At 69.7% G+C, this 18,880-nt stretch carries 16 protein-coding genes; 12 read left to right on the top strand and 4 right to left on the bottom strand.

Translation table 11 applies throughout. The features are described from left to right. The first annotated feature begins 158 nt into the window (after positions 1-158). Positions 159-407: a hypothetical protein gene (locus ACZ4VW_RS25675; protein WP_467966260.1), complete on the top strand. Its 249-nt coding sequence runs from the start codon at positions 159-161 to the stop codon at positions 405-407. Between the two features lie 12 nt (positions 408-419). On the opposite strand, the gene ACZ4VW_RS25670 is transcribed toward ACZ4VW_RS25675, so the two are convergent. Beyond that, positions 420-800, bottom strand: a complete 381-nt coding sequence (locus ACZ4VW_RS25670) for a winged helix-turn-helix transcriptional regulator (RefSeq protein WP_467966258.1) — start codon at positions 798-800, stop codon at positions 420-422. Between the two features lie 121 nt (positions 801-921). Here ACZ4VW_RS25670 and ACZ4VW_RS25665 point away from each other — a divergent pair, with 121 nt between their 5' ends. Further along, on the top strand, positions 922-1,329 hold the full coding sequence (locus ACZ4VW_RS25665) for a RidA family protein (RefSeq protein ID WP_467966256.1): 408 nt from the start codon (positions 922-924) through the stop codon (positions 1,327-1,329). 29 nt (positions 1,330-1,358) lie between these two features. Continuing rightward, positions 1,359-1,556, top strand: a complete 198-nt coding sequence (locus tag ACZ4VW_RS25660) for a DUF5605 domain-containing protein (protein WP_467966254.1) — start codon at positions 1,359-1,361, stop codon at positions 1,554-1,556. A 696-nt stretch (positions 1,557-2,252) separates the two neighbouring features. Here ACZ4VW_RS25660 and ACZ4VW_RS25655 read toward each other — a convergent pair. Both ACZ4VW_RS25655 and ACZ4VW_RS25650 read right to left on the bottom strand, forming a co-directional pair. Next, the gene (locus tag ACZ4VW_RS25655) at positions 2,253-2,807 is read right to left on the bottom strand and encodes a tellurite resistance TerB family protein (RefSeq protein ID WP_467966252.1); all 555 of its coding nucleotides are present in this window, start codon (positions 2,805-2,807) and stop codon (positions 2,253-2,255) included. A gap of 627 nt (positions 2,808-3,434) precedes the next feature. Then, complete coding sequence (locus ACZ4VW_RS25650; RefSeq protein WP_467966250.1) at positions 3,435-4,529, bottom strand: alpha/beta fold hydrolase; 1,095 nt, start codon at positions 4,527-4,529, stop codon at positions 3,435-3,437. A 110-nt stretch (positions 4,530-4,639) separates the two neighbouring features. On the opposite strand from ACZ4VW_RS25650, the gene ACZ4VW_RS25645 reads away from it, so the two are divergent. The 5 genes from ACZ4VW_RS25645 to ACZ4VW_RS25625 all read left to right on the top strand — a co-directional run bounded on the left by ACZ4VW_RS25645 (position 4,640) and on the right by ACZ4VW_RS25625 (position 12,387). Next, entirely contained in the window at positions 4,640-5,377 is a 738-nt protein-coding gene (locus ACZ4VW_RS25645; protein WP_467966248.1) for a TetR/AcrR family transcriptional regulator, read from the top strand. A gap of 592 nt (positions 5,378-5,969) precedes the next feature. After that, positions 5,970-6,104 (top strand): hypothetical protein, encoded by a 135-nt coding sequence (locus ACZ4VW_RS25640; RefSeq protein ID WP_467966246.1) that lies wholly within the window; start codon positions 5,970-5,972, stop codon positions 6,102-6,104. A 521-nt stretch (positions 6,105-6,625) separates the two neighbouring features. Continuing rightward, positions 6,626-9,730, top strand: coding sequence for a DNRLRE domain-containing protein (locus ACZ4VW_RS25635; RefSeq protein WP_467966244.1), 3,105 nt, complete (start codon positions 6,626-6,628; stop codon positions 9,728-9,730). After that, the gene (locus ACZ4VW_RS25630) at positions 9,727-10,173 is read left to right on the top strand and encodes a hypothetical protein (RefSeq protein ID WP_467966242.1); all 447 of its coding nucleotides are present in this window, start codon (positions 9,727-9,729) and stop codon (positions 10,171-10,173) included. Before ACZ4VW_RS25635 ends, ACZ4VW_RS25630 begins: the two co-directional genes overlap by 4 nt. A 207-nt stretch (positions 10,174-10,380) precedes the next feature. Then, complete coding sequence (locus tag ACZ4VW_RS25625) at positions 10,381-12,387, top strand: tetratricopeptide repeat protein (RefSeq protein ID WP_467966241.1); 2,007 nt, start codon at positions 10,381-10,383, stop codon at positions 12,385-12,387. A 593-nt stretch (positions 12,388-12,980) separates the two neighbouring features. Here the strand turns inward: ACZ4VW_RS25625 and ACZ4VW_RS25620 are convergent. Further along, complete coding sequence (locus tag ACZ4VW_RS25620; RefSeq protein ID WP_467966239.1) at positions 12,981-13,448, bottom strand: MarR family winged helix-turn-helix transcriptional regulator; 468 nt, start codon at positions 13,446-13,448, stop codon at positions 12,981-12,983. A 59-nt stretch (positions 13,449-13,507) separates the two neighbouring features. On the opposite strand from ACZ4VW_RS25620, the gene ACZ4VW_RS25615 reads away from it, so the two are divergent. From ACZ4VW_RS25615 to ACZ4VW_RS25600, 4 genes are all read left to right on the top strand, one after another. Continuing rightward, the gene (locus tag ACZ4VW_RS25615; RefSeq protein WP_467966237.1) at positions 13,508-14,029 is read left to right on the top strand and encodes an SgcJ/EcaC family oxidoreductase; all 522 of its coding nucleotides are present in this window, start codon (positions 13,508-13,510) and stop codon (positions 14,027-14,029) included. A 152-nt stretch (positions 14,030-14,181) separates the two neighbouring features. Further along, positions 14,182-14,472, top strand: coding sequence for a hypothetical protein (locus tag ACZ4VW_RS25610; protein WP_467966235.1), 291 nt, complete (start codon positions 14,182-14,184; stop codon positions 14,470-14,472). Between the two features lie 524 nt (positions 14,473-14,996). Next, positions 14,997-17,393: a SpoIIE family protein phosphatase gene (locus ACZ4VW_RS25605; RefSeq protein WP_467966496.1), complete on the top strand. Its 2,397-nt coding sequence runs from the start codon at positions 14,997-14,999 to the stop codon at positions 17,391-17,393. Between the two features lie 531 nt (positions 17,394-17,924). Further along, positions 17,925-18,704 carry a hypothetical protein gene (locus tag ACZ4VW_RS25600; RefSeq protein WP_467966233.1) on the top strand — a complete coding sequence of 260 codons (780 nt, stop codon included), beginning with the start codon at positions 17,925-17,927 and terminating at the stop codon, positions 18,702-18,704. The last annotated feature ends 176 nt before the right edge of the window (positions 18,705-18,880 follow it).

Genomic DNA, 18,880 nt, shown 5'->3' with positions numbered 1-18,880 from the left:
CACCTTTACTGCCATAATGCGCCTGCTGGACAAGCCGGTTGAGCAGGTGACGAACCGTCGGTAGGCCCCCGCTTCAACATTTCAGTGCTTCAGGTACCCGACGGAGACGGCTGGGCGCTTACCTGGTGTATCTCGGCGTCAAGGCCTGGCAGGGAGCGTTGGTCGCTGCCGCCGACCGGCGACGTTGCGGCCCCCTCGGCTACAAGAACGTCACCACGATCCACGCCTACCTCAAGGGACGCCCCGGCTACTTCCCCGAACCGGATCACACCGGCAAGCTCCCCACCGCACCCGCACGCCCAGGACGCCGGTGGGGGTCCCGCCTCGCCGCGGGGCGGCGGGAGCTGGAGCAGCAGTGGGGACCGGCCGGCCGGGCCCTCTGGGGTGAGTGGGCGAATGGAAGGTGAGTGGTCAATCTGTCAGCCGTCGAAGCGGTGACGGGAGGCCTCGATGCGACCGAGGTACCGGTGGGTCCAGTCACACAGGCCATCGATCGTCACTCGCAGGGCTTGGCCCGGCTCGGTCAGGGTGTACTCGACCCGCGGCGGCACGACCGGGTGCACCGTCCGCTCGACCAGGCCGTTGCGCTCCAGCATGCGCAGGTTCTGGGTGAGCATCTTGTGGCTGATGCCCTCGATCTCATCCCTCAACTCACCGAAACGCAGTGTGCGCTCCCCCAGCCCCTCGATGATCAGGAGAGCCCACTTGTTGGCGAGGTCCGAGAAGATCTCCCGAGCCAGAGAGTCGGCGCGCCTCACGTCCGCTTCGTCGGCCGAGCTTACGAACTGCTTGGTCACCATGAGGTTCCCCAGTCACTGAAAAGTGCGTTCTTCCATGTCAGCGACCACTCTCCTACGGTTCCAAAGTAACCACAAGAGAGCGCGAAGCTTGCGGCGCGCCCTCATGAAGGAGGAAGCAGTTATGCCCATCACCCTGCTGAACACCGGCGGACTGCCCAAGATCGACGCCTACCACCAGGTGTCGATCGCGACGGGCTCGAAGCTGGTCTTCACCGCAGGCCAAGTCGCCTGGGATGCCGACGGTGTCACCGTCGGCGAAGGCGACCTCGCCGCTCAAGTCGAGCAGTGCTACCTCAACATCGGCACAGCACTGGCCGAAGCCGGCGCCTCCCTCGAGGACGTGGCGAAACTGACCGTCTACGTCGTCGACTGGACTCCTGACAAAATGCCCCTGCTCATGGAAGGGATCACCCGGGCGGCCACGAAACTGGGCGTCACCCCTCCACCCCCGGCCACCCTGCTGGGAGTCGCGGCGCTGGACGTGCCCGAGCACCTGGTCGAGATCGAAGCCACCGCGATCATCGACTGAGCAAGCCTCCTTCCTGGCCCTCATCACCAGTGAGGTCCCCAGTGGCCGCATCGAGCCCTTGCCACAGCCAGTGGGACGTCGATCTCAGCGACACCTGGAAGATGACCGTCGAGACACCAACACAGACACAGACACAGGCGGCTCAAAGGCGGAACAAGGTGGTTCTCCCGGGCCGCGAGTACATGGCGGTACGCCTCAGGCGCGTGCTCAGCGCCGCCGACAGCTGAGCTGCTGACTCCCTCGGGGAGCGTCGACCGCCGGCTGTTCTTCCCGTCTGCCCCCTCCATGCGGGCCCCTTTGCAACGGAACGTTTCGCCTTCACCGAAGCGCATCCCGAGCTCACGGCAGTCCTTGTCCTGCACCAGGTGCACGTCGCCGAGACCGACGAAGGCAGGCGGGACAGCCGCTCCACAACCCGGCGCCGCTCCGCACACGGCCCTCTTTCCCCCGGCACCACAGAACGGGCCCACACGAGCCGAACGGCCCGCACCGTCACCCGGTGCGGGCCGTTCACCACCCAAGAACCCGCCGGAAGGGGGAAATCCGGCAGACCCTCCATATCCAGAGCGGTCCCATGCGCTCACCACCCGCATGCCCCTAATCCCACAAGCCACACCCCCACTGTCCGACCGAGCAACCCGGACAGCCGGGCCGGGCCTACCAGGGGCTGGCACACGGGCCGCAGAAGCGGCAGGTGGGTCAGCGCCGCAGGTCGGGGTTGAGAGTCGTGCGGTCACCCCTTAGCACCCCCAGGACGCGCCATGCCCGCGGTGCCCCTGAAGGCGCCCCGCGCCGGCCACGTTCCTCGACAGCCGCCTGGAGGGTCGGGCCTTACTGGTCGACCGGGACGGCCCGCAGGACCCGACGGGCCAGCGGAAGGTACACGTCACGCGTCTCTTCGTCGAGGTCAGCGGGTCAGCGGGTCAGATGCCGAACTCCGCCGCCGGCAGGCCAAGTGCGGCGCACGCCTCGCGGATGATCTGCTCCTCGGCAGGCTCGATGAAGCCGTCCGCACCCGCGACCACGATGCCGGTCTGGATGACAGCCCGTGCCTCGGTGGGCTTCTTCGCCACCTTGACGACCTCCTGAAGCACCGCCGCCTTGCCCATGACGAAGCCGGCCGAAAGCTCGTCGACGTGCTTGTTGAAACGCTGGCGGAGCTGGTCGGCGGGGAAGTTCTGAAGGACATCGTTGGTGAGGATGAGCGACTCGACGTGCTGGCGCTCGGCCGGATCGATCCGTCCGTCAGCGGCGGCCACCAACGCGCACATGGCCATGCTGGCATCCCGGAACGCGCCGCTCTTCAGCTCCGCCTTCAGCGACGTGAGCTGCGACTTCAGCGCGCTCACGAGCTCGGCCCTGGAACCGCCCCCGGACCGTGCGCCGGCCGGCCCATGGCCGCCGGAGCCGCCGCGCCCTCCTTGGGCCTGCTGCAGACCTCTGGTCGCCTGGTCCTTGATCCGATCCCACATCGCCACTCGTGCCACCTCAGCTTCTGTCACGTCGTCTCTCGTTGGGCACGCATCATCGTGCACCACCCTGCTAACGCCTTCCACGCACTGTGCGTTCCACCACGACGACTGACACAACGCCCTCAGCACACATGCCACCCCCATGCAGGCGCAGGCCGGAGCGGCGCAGCGCGAAGACGACCGACGGGAGGCCGGGAAGCACCGGCGCCCCGCCGAGGAGGCCGAGCACCGTCAGGACGTGCCCGAGGAGCAGAACCACAAACCCGAAGTACGACCAGGGGGCTGTGTGAGGAGGAAGCGCCCGCGTTCCTGCGCGCGACAGCGTGGGTGGACGACCTGACCGACGGAACTGCTCGACCTGCAGCATCCGTCCACAGCCGGCGGAGCGGGAAGGGATCTGCGTACGTGCCGAGTTCGACCAGTACCTCGCCCGCCGCCCGCCCGGCCGGCCGCGCACCGCCCACCTCTCTCCCCCCGACGAGGTGCGATCTCTCGATCTTGTGACACTGTCCTCCCACCCGACTCACCCGACCCACCGACCCACTCGGCCACCGCAGACCTCCTGGGGCCACAGCAAGCGCACCCCACCCAGGTTCGGGACCACGTCCGGACGGCAGGAGCGTGGCACCCGGTTCAGATGCCTGCTGCAGCAGCCGACGCGGCGCCGACGACAACTGGCCGTACGTGAGCCAACAGCAGCTCGAGGAACCGTTCCGGCCGGCGGAACGCCGCGAAGTGGCTGCAGTCCTCGATCAGTGCGAAGGCCTTGACCGGGGCCTGCACGTCGTCGAAGAAGCGGCGGGCGAGGTCGGGCGACGTAAGGACGTCTTTCTCACCCTGGAAGAGGAAGAACGGGATCTCGAACTCGGTACCGTCCGCCCAGTCGTCGAACGTGGACGTGCCTGTAGTGACCTGCTCCGAGAAGCTCATGCCCTTGACGAAGTGCCCCAGCTCGCGCAGCGAGTGCAGCGGCGAAAGCCACAGTGACCCCATGACGACCTTCTTCATCGTGTCCAGGGTCAGCGGATCGCTGGTGGCCAGCAGCTTGGCGTGCATCGCGCGCTCCCGGGCGGTCCAGCGGTGCTTGTCGGCGTCCAGGGCCTCGACCGCCGCGAGTTCCTTGCGCTTCCCCGTCGCTCGCAGTCGGGTGAGGAGCGCCTGGTGCACGAAGTCGTCGCGGCCGGCGTCATGGATGTTCTGGTCGGTGCCGACGTACGCGGAGTAGCGCTCTGGGAACTCGCGGGCGAGCCGCAGGCCGAAGGCGCTGCCGTAGGAGTGGCCGAGCAGGACGACCTTGTCGACATCGAGGCGGGTGCGGATGTGGTCGGTGACCTCGACCGCGTCCGTGTAGATCCGCTCGAAGGTCATCTCGCCTTGTCCGTCGGCTCCGCTGCGGCCGAGGGTCTTGAGGGTGCCACGCATGTCCCAGCGGACGATCGTGAAGTGCTTCTCCCAGGATCTGGTGCGCGGTCCGAAGATCGCGGTCGAGGCTCCGGGGCCGCCGTGCAGCTCGAGGACGACCGGGTTGGTTCGGTCGTCGCCGCGGATCGAGATCCACTGGTCGATGCCACCGATGCGGACGTAGCCCTGGTCGTCGATGCCGGTCGGGGTGTCGATCTTCATGAGGGAGATGTTGCGGGAGCGCTTCAGGGCGCGGTGGCTGAGGATTCCGGTCGTCGGTGCGGCGAGGAGCGCGGCGGCGGAGGTGGCGACGAGGGCGGTGAGCATGACGACTCCCTGAGATCCCGGATATGAACTGTGTATGCCGTAAGCAGTTAGCTATACGCTATAAACAGTTAGTGCAGATCGTCAACGGGTGACGCCGAGGGAGTTGCAGGGTGAGCGCGAACGAGCCCCGGAAGCCGACGGGGAAGCAGGGCAGCGGCGCGAAGGCGAGCTTCGCGCTGCTGTGGGGCGAGCAGGGTCAGCCGAGCCGGGGTCCGAAGCCCTCACTGACCGCAGGCCGGATCGCCGAGGCGGCCATCGCGATCGCCGACGAAGAGGGTCTGGACGCGGTCTCCCTGGCGCGGGTCGCCAAGAACCTTGACGTCACCGCGATGGCGCTCTACCGGTACGTCCCCGGCAAAGCCGAACTCGTCGATCTGATGGTCGACCTCGCGATCGGCCCCACGGTCCCCGTTGCTCACCTCCCCGGCGGATGGCGCCCGCAGCTGACCGAGTGGGCACGGCAGTGTCTGGCGGTGTACCGCCGTCACCCGTGGATCCTGACGGCCACCGGCATGCGCCGCCAGATCATGGGTCCCAATCAACTGGGTTGGCTGGACAGCGCCCTGGCCGCGCTGGCCGGCACCGGCCTGTCAGCCCGCCAGCGGCATGACACGTTCCTGCTGCTCGTGGGCCACATCCGCAACGTCGCCCAGCAGACCGTCGACCACGACGAGGCGGCGAAAGAGGAATGGGCCCGCCTTACGGCCGACGTCCTGGAGCGCCACGCGGACCGTTTCCCCGCCCTCACGTCAGCGATCGCAGGGGGCGCCTTCATGCCACACGCCGGGGACGCCCTGGACTTCGGCCTGGAGCGGATCATGGACGGCTTGGCGGCGCTGCTCCCGTAACGAGCTCGTCGTAGCCGCCAGCCAGATACCCGCCGATCAGCCCACTACCGATCTCAAACACGCCCCTATGAGCTGTCCGGCAGCACAAGCTCCGCAAGGCAGGTCGTGGCTCAGAACACCTCGGGTTGCATCCGCTGCCTCGCCGGATGATCCGCAGCAGGACCACGTGATCGGGGCGGGTCCGGGGCCGGCCTGGACCCGGCCCGCCCCTCGCAGCGGCCGGGGCCGTCCCATGCCCGCCTCGCGCCGCCGCGTCGCCCTGCCGCCTCGCCCCGCTTGGCCCCCGTACTCCACGGTGCGGCCCACCCCGGGTCGACACGGCCGGCCACCGGGGCTCGCCCACCCCTCAGCGCAAGGAGACGTCCGTGCGGTTCGCCGGGCCCGCCCACCCCTACGACGACCCCGACCAGCCCTTCAGTGGGCGTGGCGGTACGGGTACTTGAACCCCTTTACTCCCCCGGCATCAAGTCCCTGTCCCTGCCCCCGTCCCGGGGCCCCAAGTACTCGGTCCGCGGCCCGAAGCACTCCTGCCGCCGCTGCCACGGCAGCGGCTACCTCCCGAGGCACATCACCCTCCGACCGGGCCGCCGACGTGGCCACCCCCTGCCCGACGTGCCCCGCCTACCACGTCCTCGGCGATGACCTGCCCCTGTGGCCGCTCCACTTCCTCGACCAGCTGCGCCGCCGGTTCGGCGTGCGGCGCCGCACGCCGACCATCCGCCGCTGACCTCCCGACAAGGCGGGGCCCGGCTGGGCCGGAGGCTACAGCGACGAACCGCCGTTTCGACCCCGGCTGCGCCCCGCCCGCTCGGGTCATGAGCCGTCCCGGCCCCGCACGCACCGCGCGTGCGGGGCCGACCGCGTCGATGACCTGTCCTGCAACCTGACCGGCGCTGTGCCCTGCCGGATCTGACGGCCCGTCCTCCGGCATACCCGCGAGGCGGGCTGTCCACGTCGCGCCTCCGGCGTCGCTGCTCCCGACCCCATAGGCTGCCCGGCTTGGTTGCCTCCATGTTCGGAGGAACCCGGGGCCTGCGTCGTTGTGGCGTGTGCGGGCGCATCCGGCGGCACGGCCGAGGGCCGCCCCCTCCCCCTGATCACGAACAGTCACGTGTTGCACCCTCTCGAAACGCCGTGTGACTGATCACATAAGTCCATGACTGTTCCTTTACTAAATCCTCATGAAATGATCATGCACCGCCTGCCTCGCAGGTGATCCACATCGAACGCACGATTAAGGGGGGATGGATGCGACGAGCAGTACGTCTCGCGTCCGTCTCGACCGCCGTTGCGCTGACGCTGTCCATACAGCTGCCGGCCATCGCGGTAGAGGAAACACCGATCGCCGCCGCATCGAGCGGCGTTGACACCACCACCGAGCGCGCCGAGGCACCTGACCTCGCGTCGGCCCGCCTGGCCGCCACGTTGAGGGGGGAGCGCGTCGAGGCCCTGTCCGAGCGGACGCAGACCTCCAGCACCTGGGCGAACCCGAACGGGACGCTCACCACGGAGACCGCGTCCGGACCGTTCCGGGTCAAGGAGGGTGGCGAGTGGAAGCAGCTCGACACCACCCTCGTCGACACCGGGGAGCGGCTGGAACCCGAAGTCGCCCTGGCCGACGTCGAACTGTCCGACGGCGGGGCCGAGGACTTCGCCGCCGTCACCCGGGGGACGCAGACCTTCGGTCTCGACTGGTCCACGTCGAAGTCCCTGCCGACGCCTCGGGTCGAGGGCGACACCGCGGTCTACGACGATGTCGTTCCCGACGGTGACCTGCACGTCACCGCACTCCCGCAGGGCTTCACGGAGTCGCTCATCCTGAACGAGCGGCCCACCAAGCCGGTGGAGCTGAGGCTCCCGATCACCCTCAAGGGTCTGAGCCTGGAGAAGGAGCGGTCGGGGCACCTGCGACTCGAGGACTCCAAGGGGGCGTTGGTCGCCAGCGCCCCGGCCCCCCGCATGTGGGGCATGGGCACGGACCCGAAGTCCGGGGACCCGACCCACTCCATGGAGATCGAGACCAGCATCGAGCAGGGGGCGGGCCGGGCGGTCCTGGTCCTCAAGCCGAGCATGGAGTTCCTCACCGACCCCGACGTCGTCTACCCGGTCAACATCGACCCGACGACGACCCTGGCGGCGTCCACGGACACCTGGATCGCCACCAACTACCCCGACTCCCAGCGCGGTTCGACCGAGCTGAAGGCCGGGACGTACGACGGCGGCACCACGAAGGCCCGGTCGTACGTGAAGTTCGACGTGTCGAAGTACGCCGGCAAGCAGATCCTGGACACCGAGTTCAGGCTGCACTCCTACTGGTCGTCGAGCTGCGCCACGACCGGGTCCGGCGTGGCCGTCCGGCGCATCACCGCGAACTGGGACCCCAGCACGGTGACCTGGGGGGTCCAGCCCGCGACGACGGCCGACGGCGCCGTCGTCTCCAAGGCTGCGTACGGATACAGTTCGGCGTGCCCGGCGAACTTCATGCGCTGGGACGTGGACGCGATCGTCCAGGCCTGGGCCTCGGGCCAGCCGAACCACGGCCTCCAGGTGCGCGCGGTCGACGAGGCCGACTCGCTGAGCTGGCGGCGCTTCCGCTCCGCGAACTACGTGGACGGGTCCCAGGGTCCCACCGAGCCGACCCTCGTCGTCACGTACAACACCAAGCCGAACCTGGCCTCCCCGGTGAGCCCCGCCGACGCCCTGGTCACGGCGGACACCACCCCCACGCTCACCGGGCAGGCGACCGACCCCGACGGTGACTCCGTGCGCCTCACCTTCGAGGTGTGGAACGCGGACGCCACCGCCAAGGTCACGAGCGGGGTCTCCGCCTTCGTCCCGTCCGGCAAGCCCGGCACCTGGACGGCCGGCGCGCTGGCGCCGGGGACGTACAAGTGGCGCATCGCCGTGTACGACGGCAAGCTCTGGAACGGCGGTTGGTCCGTCTGGCGCACCCTGACCGTGGACACGTCCGTGCCCGCGGCCCCCGCCGTCAGCTCCACCACCTACCCCGCCGACGGTCTGTGGCACGGCGGCGCGGGGACGCCCGGATCGTTCACGATCACCGATCCCCAGGGCAAGGCGGTGACGGCCGAGTACACCCTCGACGGTGGCGCGCCGAGCACCGTGGCGCTGACGGCCGGCAAGGCGACCGTGACCCTGACCCCCTCGGTGGACGGCACGCACGTCCTGTCCGCCCGGGTCAAGAACGTCGCCGGAACGTGGTCGGACCCGGCGGAGTACACCTTCCGCAGCGGCCGGATCACCGGGGGCCTCTCCCCCGCGTTCATCAACCAGATCGCCGAGACCCACTTCTCCGACCTGCTGCACCCCGAGGAGGAGCAGGCGGAGCCCGAGGACCGGCCCATCGACACCGAGTACCCGGAGGTCGACGACACCCCGGTGGGTTACCAGGAGCAGATCGACCCCGAGGTCGTCGAGACGGAGGAGTCCGTCCTCGCCGCCGGCGTCGTGGAGCTCCCCGGCACGGCGGGCCAGGAGATCGTGGGCACGAGCGCGGACGGGACCACCCAGACCGCCGTGACCATGCCCGCGGGTGCCGCCGCGACCGCCGGCCTCAGCGAGACCGGCGTCATCGTCTACCCCAACACGCAGACGGACGCGGACACCCTCGCCATCCGGACGAGCCAGAACGCCGTCGAGACGTTCCACCTGCTGCGGAGCGCGTCCGCGGCGAAGAGCTACGCGTACTCCCTCCAGCTGCGTCCCGGCCAGACGGCCACGCAGGGAGCGGACAACGTCATCATCGTCTCGGACGAACTGGGCAACCTCACCTTCATCACCGCCCCGATCGCCAGGGACGCCAAGGGCGTCGAGATCCCCGTGAAGCTCACGCTCTCGGGCACCGAGGTCACCGCCTCGCTGGCGCCGGCCGCCGGCCAGGAGCTCGCCTACCCGGTCCTGATGGACCCGGGCTTCGGCTACGGCAGCGCCACGCCCTCCGAGAGGTCGTACTGCTTCTGGAACCCGATCGACTGCACCGCGGCCTACGACGCGGCGAACAAGGCGTTCAAGCAGGCGCAGGACTGGTACCCCGACAGCACCCTCTTCCAGGGCACGGGTGACTCCTTCCGGCACTGCTACTGGAACGCGCGGATGGAGATCCGCCTGTCCACCACGGACGCCTACGAGTTCGCGACCCGGCACGAGTCGACGTCCTCGGGCGTTGACAAGCAGATGGACCTGAAGAACAACGCGATCGGCCGGGAGATCGGCCGCAAGCGGACCGGCCAGAACAGCGCCGGGACGAAGGCGCGGGACGATTGCCGCAGCGCCCAGCGGAACGGCAAGCTGTGGATCATCAAGAGCGGCAGGCTTGTGAGGAGCAATCAGTGACCCTTTTCGTCAAGCGGGCCGGTGCCCTGATCCTCGTTCTGGAGGCCTGCTACCTGCTCCTCATGGAGCTGGCCCTTGCGGTGTTCGTGGTGGACACCTCTGAGATCGACCACACGGACGCGGGGGGGTACGGCGGCCTCGGCGGCGTCCTCTTCCTCGCCGCCGAAGGGCTGACGGTCCTGCTGCTGCTCTGGGGAGCGGCCGCGCTCGGGCTCACCTCCTTCGCGGACAAGGGCCCCTCGTGGGCGCGTGCCGCCGGATTCGGCCTCGTGGCCGTCACGCAGGTGCTCGGCGTCTGGGCGGCGACGTCCAACGCGCTGGCGCAGGACGCCGGACCGGACGTGCTGGTCAACGCGGTGATGGTGCTGTTCGCCCTCACCGCCGGCGTCGCCTGTGTCCTGGGGCTCCGCGGCGCGGCGCGGAAGGCGCCTCTCGCGGCCTGAGCGGTCCCCTTCCCCACGGAAGGCCGGGGCCCCGGTTCGGAAGAACCGGGGCCCCGGCCTCTTTCGTGTCGGCGACCTCGGCCGGTGACCTGCCGAGTTCCGAGCCCTCCCACTGGGTCAGCTTGCAGCGGCCCTGAGCCGCACGTCGGGCCCACGCCCCGGCACCCCGTATCCGCCCCGGCCGTCGCCGCCTGACACGATCAGGGAATGACACACGGGGAAACGCATGAGCACATACGCGGCCAGGAAGCCGAGTTGGCGGCCGCTGCCGAGGCCGGACAGGACGGCGCGTACCGCGCCTACGCCACATTCCTCGGCAAGAGCGGCCGGATGGACCAGGCCCTGCCCTGGTGGGCCAAGGCCGCCGAGCACGGGGACGCGGATGCGGCGCGCACGCTCGCGATCTGCCACAAGGACCGCTGGGAGTTCGCCGAAGCCGAGCGCTGGTACCGCAGCGCTGCCGACCGTGACGGCGGCTGCGCCTTCGGGCTCGCCACGCTCCTGAAGGAGTCCGGCGACCAGGACGGAGCAGAGGAGTGGTACGCGCGGGGAGCCGCACTCGGCCACGTCCAGAGCCTCACCAACGGCGCCGTGCTCAAGGCCGCCCGCCACGGTGCCTTCGCCGAAGCGCAGGCGCAGCTGGACGAGGCGGCCGAACTGGGTGACCGCAAGGCGGCCTCGGCCCGTCAGATGATCGAGAACATCGTCGACGACCTTGAGCTCTGGGAGGAGCGGCTCGCGCGGGCGGAGGCGGACGGAGACGCCGAGGCCGCGTTCGAGGCGCTGAGTCCGCTGCGGGACCTGGAGTACGCGGGCATGTTCACGTACTACCCGAGCACGATCCGCGCGGCGGAGGCTCTCTACGCGCGAGCCGCGGCGGTCGGCTCGCACCAGGCCCTGGTCGAGCAGGCCATCCTGGTGGCCCGCGACAGCGACCGGATCGAGGAGGCACGCGCCCTGGCCGTACGGGCGCACGAGCTCGGCTACTCGGGCGCGGCCTACGTCCTGGGTGTCTGGGCCTTCGAGCGCGGTGACCAGCGCACGGCCGAGCATTGGTTCGAGACGGCGGCCGCAGCACCCGATGGTCACGACTACGCCCGCTTCTACCTCGGTCTGATCGGCATCATGCAGCGGCGGCTGGACGAGGCCGAGCGATGGCTGCGTCTCACCGGCGACACCGAGGACGAGGACGAGAACGACCAGTACGGCGGCCTGCCCAAGATGTTCGTCGAGCAGCTCGAGGAGATCGCGGCGATTCGCGCCGACCCCGCCCGGCTGCCCGACCCCGAACTCGCGGCCCGCCTGCCCGAGTTGCGGGCGGCCGCGGAGTCCGGCGGTGCCGAGGAGTGCTTCGCGTACGCCGATGCACTCGACCGCCTCCACCGGCTGCCCGAGGCCGCCGACTGGTATCGCAGGACCGGCACTCCGCGCGGGCTGCTCGAACTCGGCCGCATGCTGCAGGACTGCCATGCCGACGAGCCCCTTCTCGTGCCGTACTTCGAGCCGGCCGCCGAGGCCGGGGACGCGGGGGCTGCGTACAGCATCGCCGGGATCCACACCCACGCGAAGAACGAGCGGGCCGCCGGCATCTGGACGCTGAAGGCCGCGGAGCTCGGTCACGCGAGGGCAGCCTGGGGCGTCGGCTGGACCTCCGAAGAGCGGGGCGGGGACCCGCAGTTCGCGGAGCGCTGGTACGTGCGCGCCGCCGAGGGCGGTCTGGCGCGGCCCGCGTTCCTGGCCGGTCGCAGCATGGTGCGCTGGGGGCGGTACGCCGAGGCCGAGCGGTGGCTCGTGCAGGGGTGGGAGAACGACATTCCCGAGGCGGCGTACCACCTCGGCAGGGCGCTGCGCCGGCTCGGACGCACAGCGGAGGCCGAACAGTGGCTGCGCCGCGCGGTGGAGCGCTCCGGCGACTTCGACCCACCGCGCGGACCGCTCGAAGGGCGCGTCGACCCCCGTCCCGAGCTGGCCGAGCTGCTCGTCGAGGCGGAGCGCGACGAGGAGGCCGCGCCACTCGTCGCGGACATCCTCGCCGAGTACCCCGGCCTCCTCGCCGGCCACCGCCTCGCCGGCCGCCTGGCCCGGCGCCGCGGCGACCTGGCCACGGCCGAACAGCACTTCGCGCAGATCGAGGAGCGGGACTCCGACCCCGGTACGCGGATGAGCCTGCGGGAGATCCGTGAGCTGCTGGCTCAGGTGACGCACGAACACTGAGCGGCGACGGCGACGGCGACGTAGCCGGAGCGGAGTGGCCGGCGCGGTGGGAGTCAGTTCTGCACAGGCTCCTCGGGACCTGCTGTCCCAGCGTCGGCAGCGCCTCGTCGAAGAAGGGACGGTCACCGGCGAACGTGGGGCGCAGTCCGGTGATCGACTGGTGCAACGCGGGCGCTGGTGATCCGGCTGCCGATGTGGCGATGACCATGGTGCCAGTGGGCAGCGCGGACGTGCCGGGACCCGGCGCCCGCCTCGGGCGGAGGCTGTTGCCGGCGTGCGCAGCGGCTGCCGGACCGACCCGGCGGGACGGACGCAGGCACCGCCGACGGGTGATGCCAAACGAACTGGTTCCCACCTTCCCCCCTGTGCGACAGGCTGCTGAAGGCCGGCGCGTTTGTCCTGTGCCGACGGGACGATGACGACAGACACACTGCCGCGTGGCCTGGGGTTGTTTCCGAGCAGCACGTCTGGTGGGCGTGGGCCGACCGCCCTAAGGGCTGTCCCGTAAATGATCTCCGGGTCGCCTCGGCCATGGTTGATCACCGTGAAGCCCTTGGTCTCTCCGGCGAGACCGAGGTTGTGCTCCCGGGTGTTCACCCACGGACCGGCAGCCCCTTCAGGCGTGTCGTCTGGTCTTCCTGGACCTGGCGGGCTGTCTCCAGGAAGTCGGTGATCACGGCGAGCTGTTCTTCGCTGTAGCGCCCGAGCGCCGATGTCCCCGCCTCGCCGAGGGGACCGTACACCTCGTGTTCGGCAGTGCGGGCAGCCTCGGTGGCGGTGACCAGAACCCTTCGCCGATTGGCGGCGTCCCGGCTGCGGGTGACGAAGCCCGCTCGTTCGAGGCGGTCGATGGCGGTTGTCGTCGCGGCCGGGCTGAGCTTGGCCCCGGTGGTGAGTTCTCCGGCCGACATCGGGCCCTTGGCCAGGATCAGGTCCAGGCAGCGCAGGTCGGTGCGGTTGAGCCCGAGCCGGGTCGCGGCGGCCTCATCGAAGGCGTCGAAGCTCTGCTGCAGCAGCCTCATCCGCCCGGCGACCTCGCGCACGGCATCATCTTTCGACATTCGAAACTTTCTGTTAGCGTAAGATTCGATAGCCGAAATGATAGCTCTAGGAGGACGTCATGCCCACCAGTGACGAGCGGATCACGCAATTGTTCAAGCAGTTCATGCAGGCGTGGACCGATAACGACGCCGTCGCCCTTGGCGCCTGCTTCACCGCCGACGCCGACTACGTCTCGTACGACGGCACCCGCGCGACCGGCCGACCGGCCCTCCAGGACAACCACGACCGGCTCTTTCGTGGTGTGTTGGCCGGGTCGGCGCTCGTCGGCGACGTGGAGGCGATCCGCCACATCACCGCGGACGCCGCCATCGTCCACGGCACGGCATCGGTACTGATGCCGTGGCGCTCCGAGCTGCCCAAGCGGCGTCTGTCCCGGCAGACCCTCGTGGTCGTCCGGACGGAGCAGGGTTGGCGGATCTCCGCCATCCACAATGGACGCGTGCGACCAGTGACCATTCCCGACCCTGACGCCCTCCCCTCCCGCATGTCCCAGGCGATGAGCCGGGTCAGCCGACGCCTGGGCGTGGGGCGCCCTGCCGCCGGTACCGCCCAGGCCACCCCGTCAACGCCCCCGATCTGACACCGTCACAGACCGCTCACCCCTCCGTTACCGTCGCCGTTGCCCCCCCTGCAACGAGCCCTGCGGGTGCCGACGAAGTCCTCGCCCCATAGATGTCGGCGCAACGGCCAGGGCTCCACCATCCTCCGTGCGCGCTGGACGAGCTCGAGCGGGTGACGATGCCCCTCGGCTCACTGGGCCTGGCGGCACACGGCGCGGTGCTGCCGGGGGACCTGCACAAGCGGCTGCTCGACTCCCAGCAGGAGGCGCGCCAGAAGGCGAAGCGGCGCCAGGACGACGCGGCCCGGTACGCCCAGTCCGTTCGTGACGCCCAGGAACGGGCGGCGCAGGCGCCAGCACCTGTGCCGCCGCCCCGGGTGCCGGCAGGAAGCCTGGTGTGCGAGGCGTGCCGACGGCCGCTCGACCCCCTCCTGGCCAAGGCCCGCCGCCACATACTGTGCTGACGCTCGGATCGGCGAGCGGGCCGAACACCTGGTCATCGCTCGGGACGTAGTACCCGTACACCTCGGTCCGCTCGGACTGCCATCCCGCGAGCCCGGCATCCGCTCGGCATCGGCCAGCGAAGCACAACCCGGGCCCACTGCACAGCCGCGTCGCCGATGGCGGGAAACGGATCCTGCGCCGCGAGCCCGGTGGGCGACGAGCAGCACCGTGGCATCGCGGCCGGGGCCGGCCGGATGGACGTCAGTAGCACCGCGCGGTACCCACGCAAAATCTCTCATCGCGCACAGTCCTGTCATCACGTCCCGGTGGTGGGGACACCTCCGACGGTAGATCCGTACCTAGGTACCGGTTGCAGACTGCTCGCCGTGCCCGTCCGACGTCCCTCATCGTGGCGGCCGCGGCCGATCCCGATCACCATTGCGCGCAGGCACTGCGGGGCCGGAGCCCCGGGCTGCTGCGTCGTGGCCGTCCGGAGCGGATCGAGCGCACTGCGGTCGCGAGCGCTCGGAAGGATGATGGGACCATGGAAGGGCTACCTTTCACTCCTCTCGCCGGGGCGGACGAAGGCGGGCGGCTCGGTCCGCCGCCGGTCGCTTTCGCGCTGATCGCCGCAGACGGAGTGCTCGTCGGGTGGAGTCGCGAGGCAGAGGCCCTCATGGGATATCCCGCTTCGCAGGTACTGGGACGCCGGGCGGCGGACCTGCTCGTGACCCCGGACGCCGATCGCGACGGACCGGGAGGGCGGCGGCCGGATCAGCGGCTGTGGTCCGGTGGGACACGCAGTGCCGTCGTGGACGTGCGCCACCGCGGCGGACACACCGTACGTGTGGCAGTGACTCTGCGTCCCCTGACCTCCGGCGCCGACGGGGACTCCACCGGCCGGGCCCCCACAGCCGTCCTCATGGCCGCTGAGCTGGAGGGGCTTCGCTGGTGGGAGACCCGACAGGCGATGCTGCAGGGGCTCGTGACCCAGTCGCCGGTGACACTGACCATCTACGGCCCAGGTGCGCGCCTCCTGTGGGCCAACGCGTCCAGTGTCCGGGAGCTCGGCGGCGACCTCACAGCATCGCTGGGCCGCTCCATGACCGAACTCTTTCCCGGCGACGTCCTCACCACCGAGCATCTGGCGCCGCCCGAGGACTTCGTCCAACAAATCCTCGACACCGGTGAGCCGGTCATCGACGTGCATTTCCGAGGCCGGGCCCCGGCTGACCCGCGGCGTGAGCGCGTCTGGTCCTCGTCCTATTTCCGACTGCTGGACGGCAGGGGAGAGCCGGTGGGGGTGTGCGAACAGTCCATTGACGTCACCGACCACTACCGTGCGCAGCAGCGCCTCGCGCTCCTCGCGGAGGCCGGTGCACGGATCGGGGCGACGCTCGACCCGTCCGGAACGGCAGCGGAGCTCGCCAAGATCACCGTGCCGGAGTACGCGGACGCCGTGCTGATCGACGTGGCGGCGGAGGTGCTCGAGGGAGAGGAACCGAAGCCCGTCACGGCATGGGATCTGGTACGCGTGGCCGATTCCGACGAAGGACCCTCCCCGGTGGCCGAGCGGGTTGCGTACGTCGCCGGATCTCCGCAGGCCGAGAGCCTGGCAGGGGGCCGTGCGACCGCGGATGCCGTGGTCGCGCCGACACGGCTGTACGTCCCGCTGATCGTGCGGGGGACGCCCCTGGGCCTTGTCACATTCGTGCGAAGCGGCGACTCGGAACCCTTCGGCGACGGCGATCGGGCGGTGGCAGAGGAGCTGGCGTCGCGGACTGCTGTGTGCATCGACAACGCCCGGCGGTACCAACGAGAGCGCACCGCCGCGTTCATGCTCCAGCGCAGTCTCCTGCCTCGATCGCTGCCCGAGCTGAGCGCGGTCGAGGCGGCGAGTCGCTACCTGCCCGCCGACAGCCACCTCGGCGCCGGCGGCGACTGGTTCGACGTCATTCCGCTGTCCGGCGCGCGTGTCGGACTCGTCGTGGGGGACGTCGTCGGCCACGGGCTGGGAGCCGCTGCGACCATGGGGCGCCTGCGCGCGATGGTGCGCACCCTGGCCGAGCTGGACCTCGCGCCTGACGAACTCCTGGCTCGGCTGAACGATCAGGTCGGTAAGGACGCCTCCGACCAGAACGTGAGGGGACCGGACGACAGCGGCGCCGTCGGAGCGACGTGTGTCTACGGGATCTACGATCCGGCTTCCCGGACGAGCACCTGGGCCGCGGCGGGACACCTGACCCCGGCCGTTGTGCAGCCGCACGGCGCCGCCGGTTTCCTTCACCTGCCACCGGGGCCTCCACTGGGCGTGGGACGGCTCCCGTACGAGGGCGTGGAGGTGGCGCTCGCCGCGGGAAGCCTGCTCGTCCTGTTCACCGACGGCCTCGTGGAGGCCCGGGGGCAAGGCATCGACGTGGGATCGGCCCGCTTGGCGGCGGTACTCGGGGAGCAGCGAGGATCGTCGGCGGACCTGTTGTGCGCCCAGATCGTCGCGGAGCTGGTGTCGGACCATGTGCGGGACGACGCGACGCTACTGGTCGTGCGCACCCGTGCGCTCGACGCACGCCAGGTGGCGGCCTGGGAGCTGCCCTCGGACCCCGCGCTCGTCGCACGTGCACGTTCGATGGCTGCGGAACAGCTTGGGCGATGGGGACTGGACGATCTGGCCTTCACCACGGAACTGGTCGTCAGTGAACTGGTCACCAACGCGATCCGTCACGCCTCCGGCCCGATCGGTCTGCGCCTGATCCGGGACCGTTCTCTCATCTGTGAGGTCTCCGACTCGCAGCACACCTCACCGCACGCCCGCTACGCCGGCAACGACGAGGAGGGCGGGCGCGGACTGTTCATGGTCGCCCAGCTCACCGAACACTGGGGTACGCGTTATATGCCGACGGGTAAGACGATCTGGGCGGAACAGGCCCTGCCCGTCCCGTGACGGCCTCTAGACCAGACTCCGTCTGCAAATAATCGTTCGACGGTGGATCATGGTGTCGTGATACGCCGTCGTGAACTCACTGATGGTGAAGCCCGCGCTGCTCCCGCTGCTCGCCTCGGTGCTGCCACCCGCAGCTCCGCTGCATCACCGTGCTTCTCGCGGAGGGGGTCTCGTGCTCCGGCGCCCGCGACAGCCGCAGGCAACCCTCGTGGTTGAGGATTCTGAAGGTGACCAAAAGCCTGTGCCGTCCACCGAGAGGCACCGCGTTGACGAGCGCAGATCCGGACCGCCGGGTTGGCTGGGCGCTCAGGGCCTGGTGGCACGCTAGACGCACAGCATGCGTTGTGTGTTCGATGACTTCTGCGGCATCACACGCCTTCCTGATCTGCTCCACCATCCGGACCGGGGCCCGGATGCCCCCTTCGTCCTCTGCGGGCTGACTGTCCTGACTACGCGCGGCTTGGGTCTCCGCGTCGGCGAACTTGCCCCTGCAGAACCAGTTGCGTAGCGGTTCGCGGGACGATGGTCGCCATGAACAGAGTCGTCGAAGCGATCAAGGACAATCCCGAAGTCTTCGCCGCGGTGGTGGCATTCATCGGAATCGGTGGGGGCATTCTCGGCAACTTCATCGGTGCGCGGATCCAGCTGCGGGGCGGCCGTGCTCAAGCGGACGCCGCTCGGGATGCCGCTCGCATCACGGCAGAGGCACAACGCCTGGCGTCCCTGCGTGACGACCGCAGGCGGGAGATAGCTCAGTTCGTGCAGAAGGCGCGAGAGACGGTGTCCTATGCGGAGACGTTGTACCAGCAGGAGGACCACGAGGGGGCTCTCCAGGCGGCTGTCCGGACTGCGTACCTGGAGTTGTCACAGAAGCAGGCAGAGCTTGAACTGATCGCCCCAGCAGACGTGGTGGCACTGGCTCGCCAGGTCGTCGCAGCAGTGGAGAGGCGCATGGACCTGGCAGACGACCGCGCGCCGGCAGAACGCGTTCGCCGCAGGTTGGAGGCCATCCCCGTGATGTCGCCAGAGCATGTCTGGGCGCAGCAAGCGCTCCGCGCACTGAATGACGCACGTGTCGCCAACCTCGCCCGCGACAAGAACGAGTATGTGGCGTTCAGATCGGCGGCCGTTACGGCGCTGGAGGAGTTGCCTCACGTGAGTGATGACGAAAGGCGCCTCTTGCTCGACGACACGTACCGGTTTCACCTGCGCGCACGGCGGCGGGACCAGGAGGACAGCCTTAACGTCGCTCTTGACGAGCTGGTGAAGGCGGCACGCCGACTGCTGAAGTCCGAAGATGCCGATCAGTGATGATCCGAAGGTAAGGCACGGGGGTGTGTGAAAAGCCCGCCTCCGCGCAGGCAGGTGCGGCTCTTCCGGGAGTCGTTGCCCTGTCGGCGGGAACACTGTCCAGGCGCTTGCGTGGGCGCCCAGGCGGAGGTGAGTCCCGCGGATATTCGCCAGGGCCGATTCGAACTGGGCGGAGT

The organism is Streptomyces sp. NPDC029139, assembly GCF_055564335.1.
Note: the sequence above shows the minus strand (reverse complement) of the source record. Positions and strands in the feature narration are given on the sequence as shown.

What these genes read in the sequence shown, in the direction of transcription:
- ACZ4VW_RS25670 (WP_467966258.1), bottom strand. Translation starts at nt 800, where the DNA reads ATGGTGACCAAGCAGTTCGTAAGCTCGGCCGACGAAGCGGACGTGAGG.
- ACZ4VW_RS25665 (WP_467966256.1), top strand. Translation starts at nt 922, where the DNA reads ATGCCCATCACCCTGCTGAACACCGGCGGACTGCCCAAGATCGACGCC.
- ACZ4VW_RS25650 (WP_467966250.1), bottom strand. Translation starts at nt 4,529, where the DNA reads ATGCTCACCGCCCTCGTCGCCACCTCCGCCGCCGCGCTCCTCGCCGCA.
- ACZ4VW_RS25635 (WP_467966244.1), top strand. Translation starts at nt 6,626, where the DNA reads ATGCGACGAGCAGTACGTCTCGCGTCCGTCTCGACCGCCGTTGCGCTG.
- ACZ4VW_RS25625 (WP_467966241.1), top strand. Translation starts at nt 10,381, where the DNA reads ATGACACACGGGGAAACGCATGAGCACATACGCGGCCAGGAAGCCGAG.
- ACZ4VW_RS25620 (WP_467966239.1), bottom strand. Translation starts at nt 13,448, where the DNA reads ATGTCGAAAGATGATGCCGTGCGCGAGGTCGCCGGGCGGATGAGGCTG.
- ACZ4VW_RS25615 (WP_467966237.1), top strand. Translation starts at nt 13,508, where the DNA reads ATGCCCACCAGTGACGAGCGGATCACGCAATTGTTCAAGCAGTTCATG.
- ACZ4VW_RS25605 (WP_467966496.1), top strand. Translation starts at nt 14,997, where the DNA reads ATGGAAGGGCTACCTTTCACTCCTCTCGCCGGGGCGGACGAAGGCGGG.
- ACZ4VW_RS25600 (WP_467966233.1), top strand. Translation starts at nt 17,925, where the DNA reads ATGAACAGAGTCGTCGAAGCGATCAAGGACAATCCCGAAGTCTTCGCC.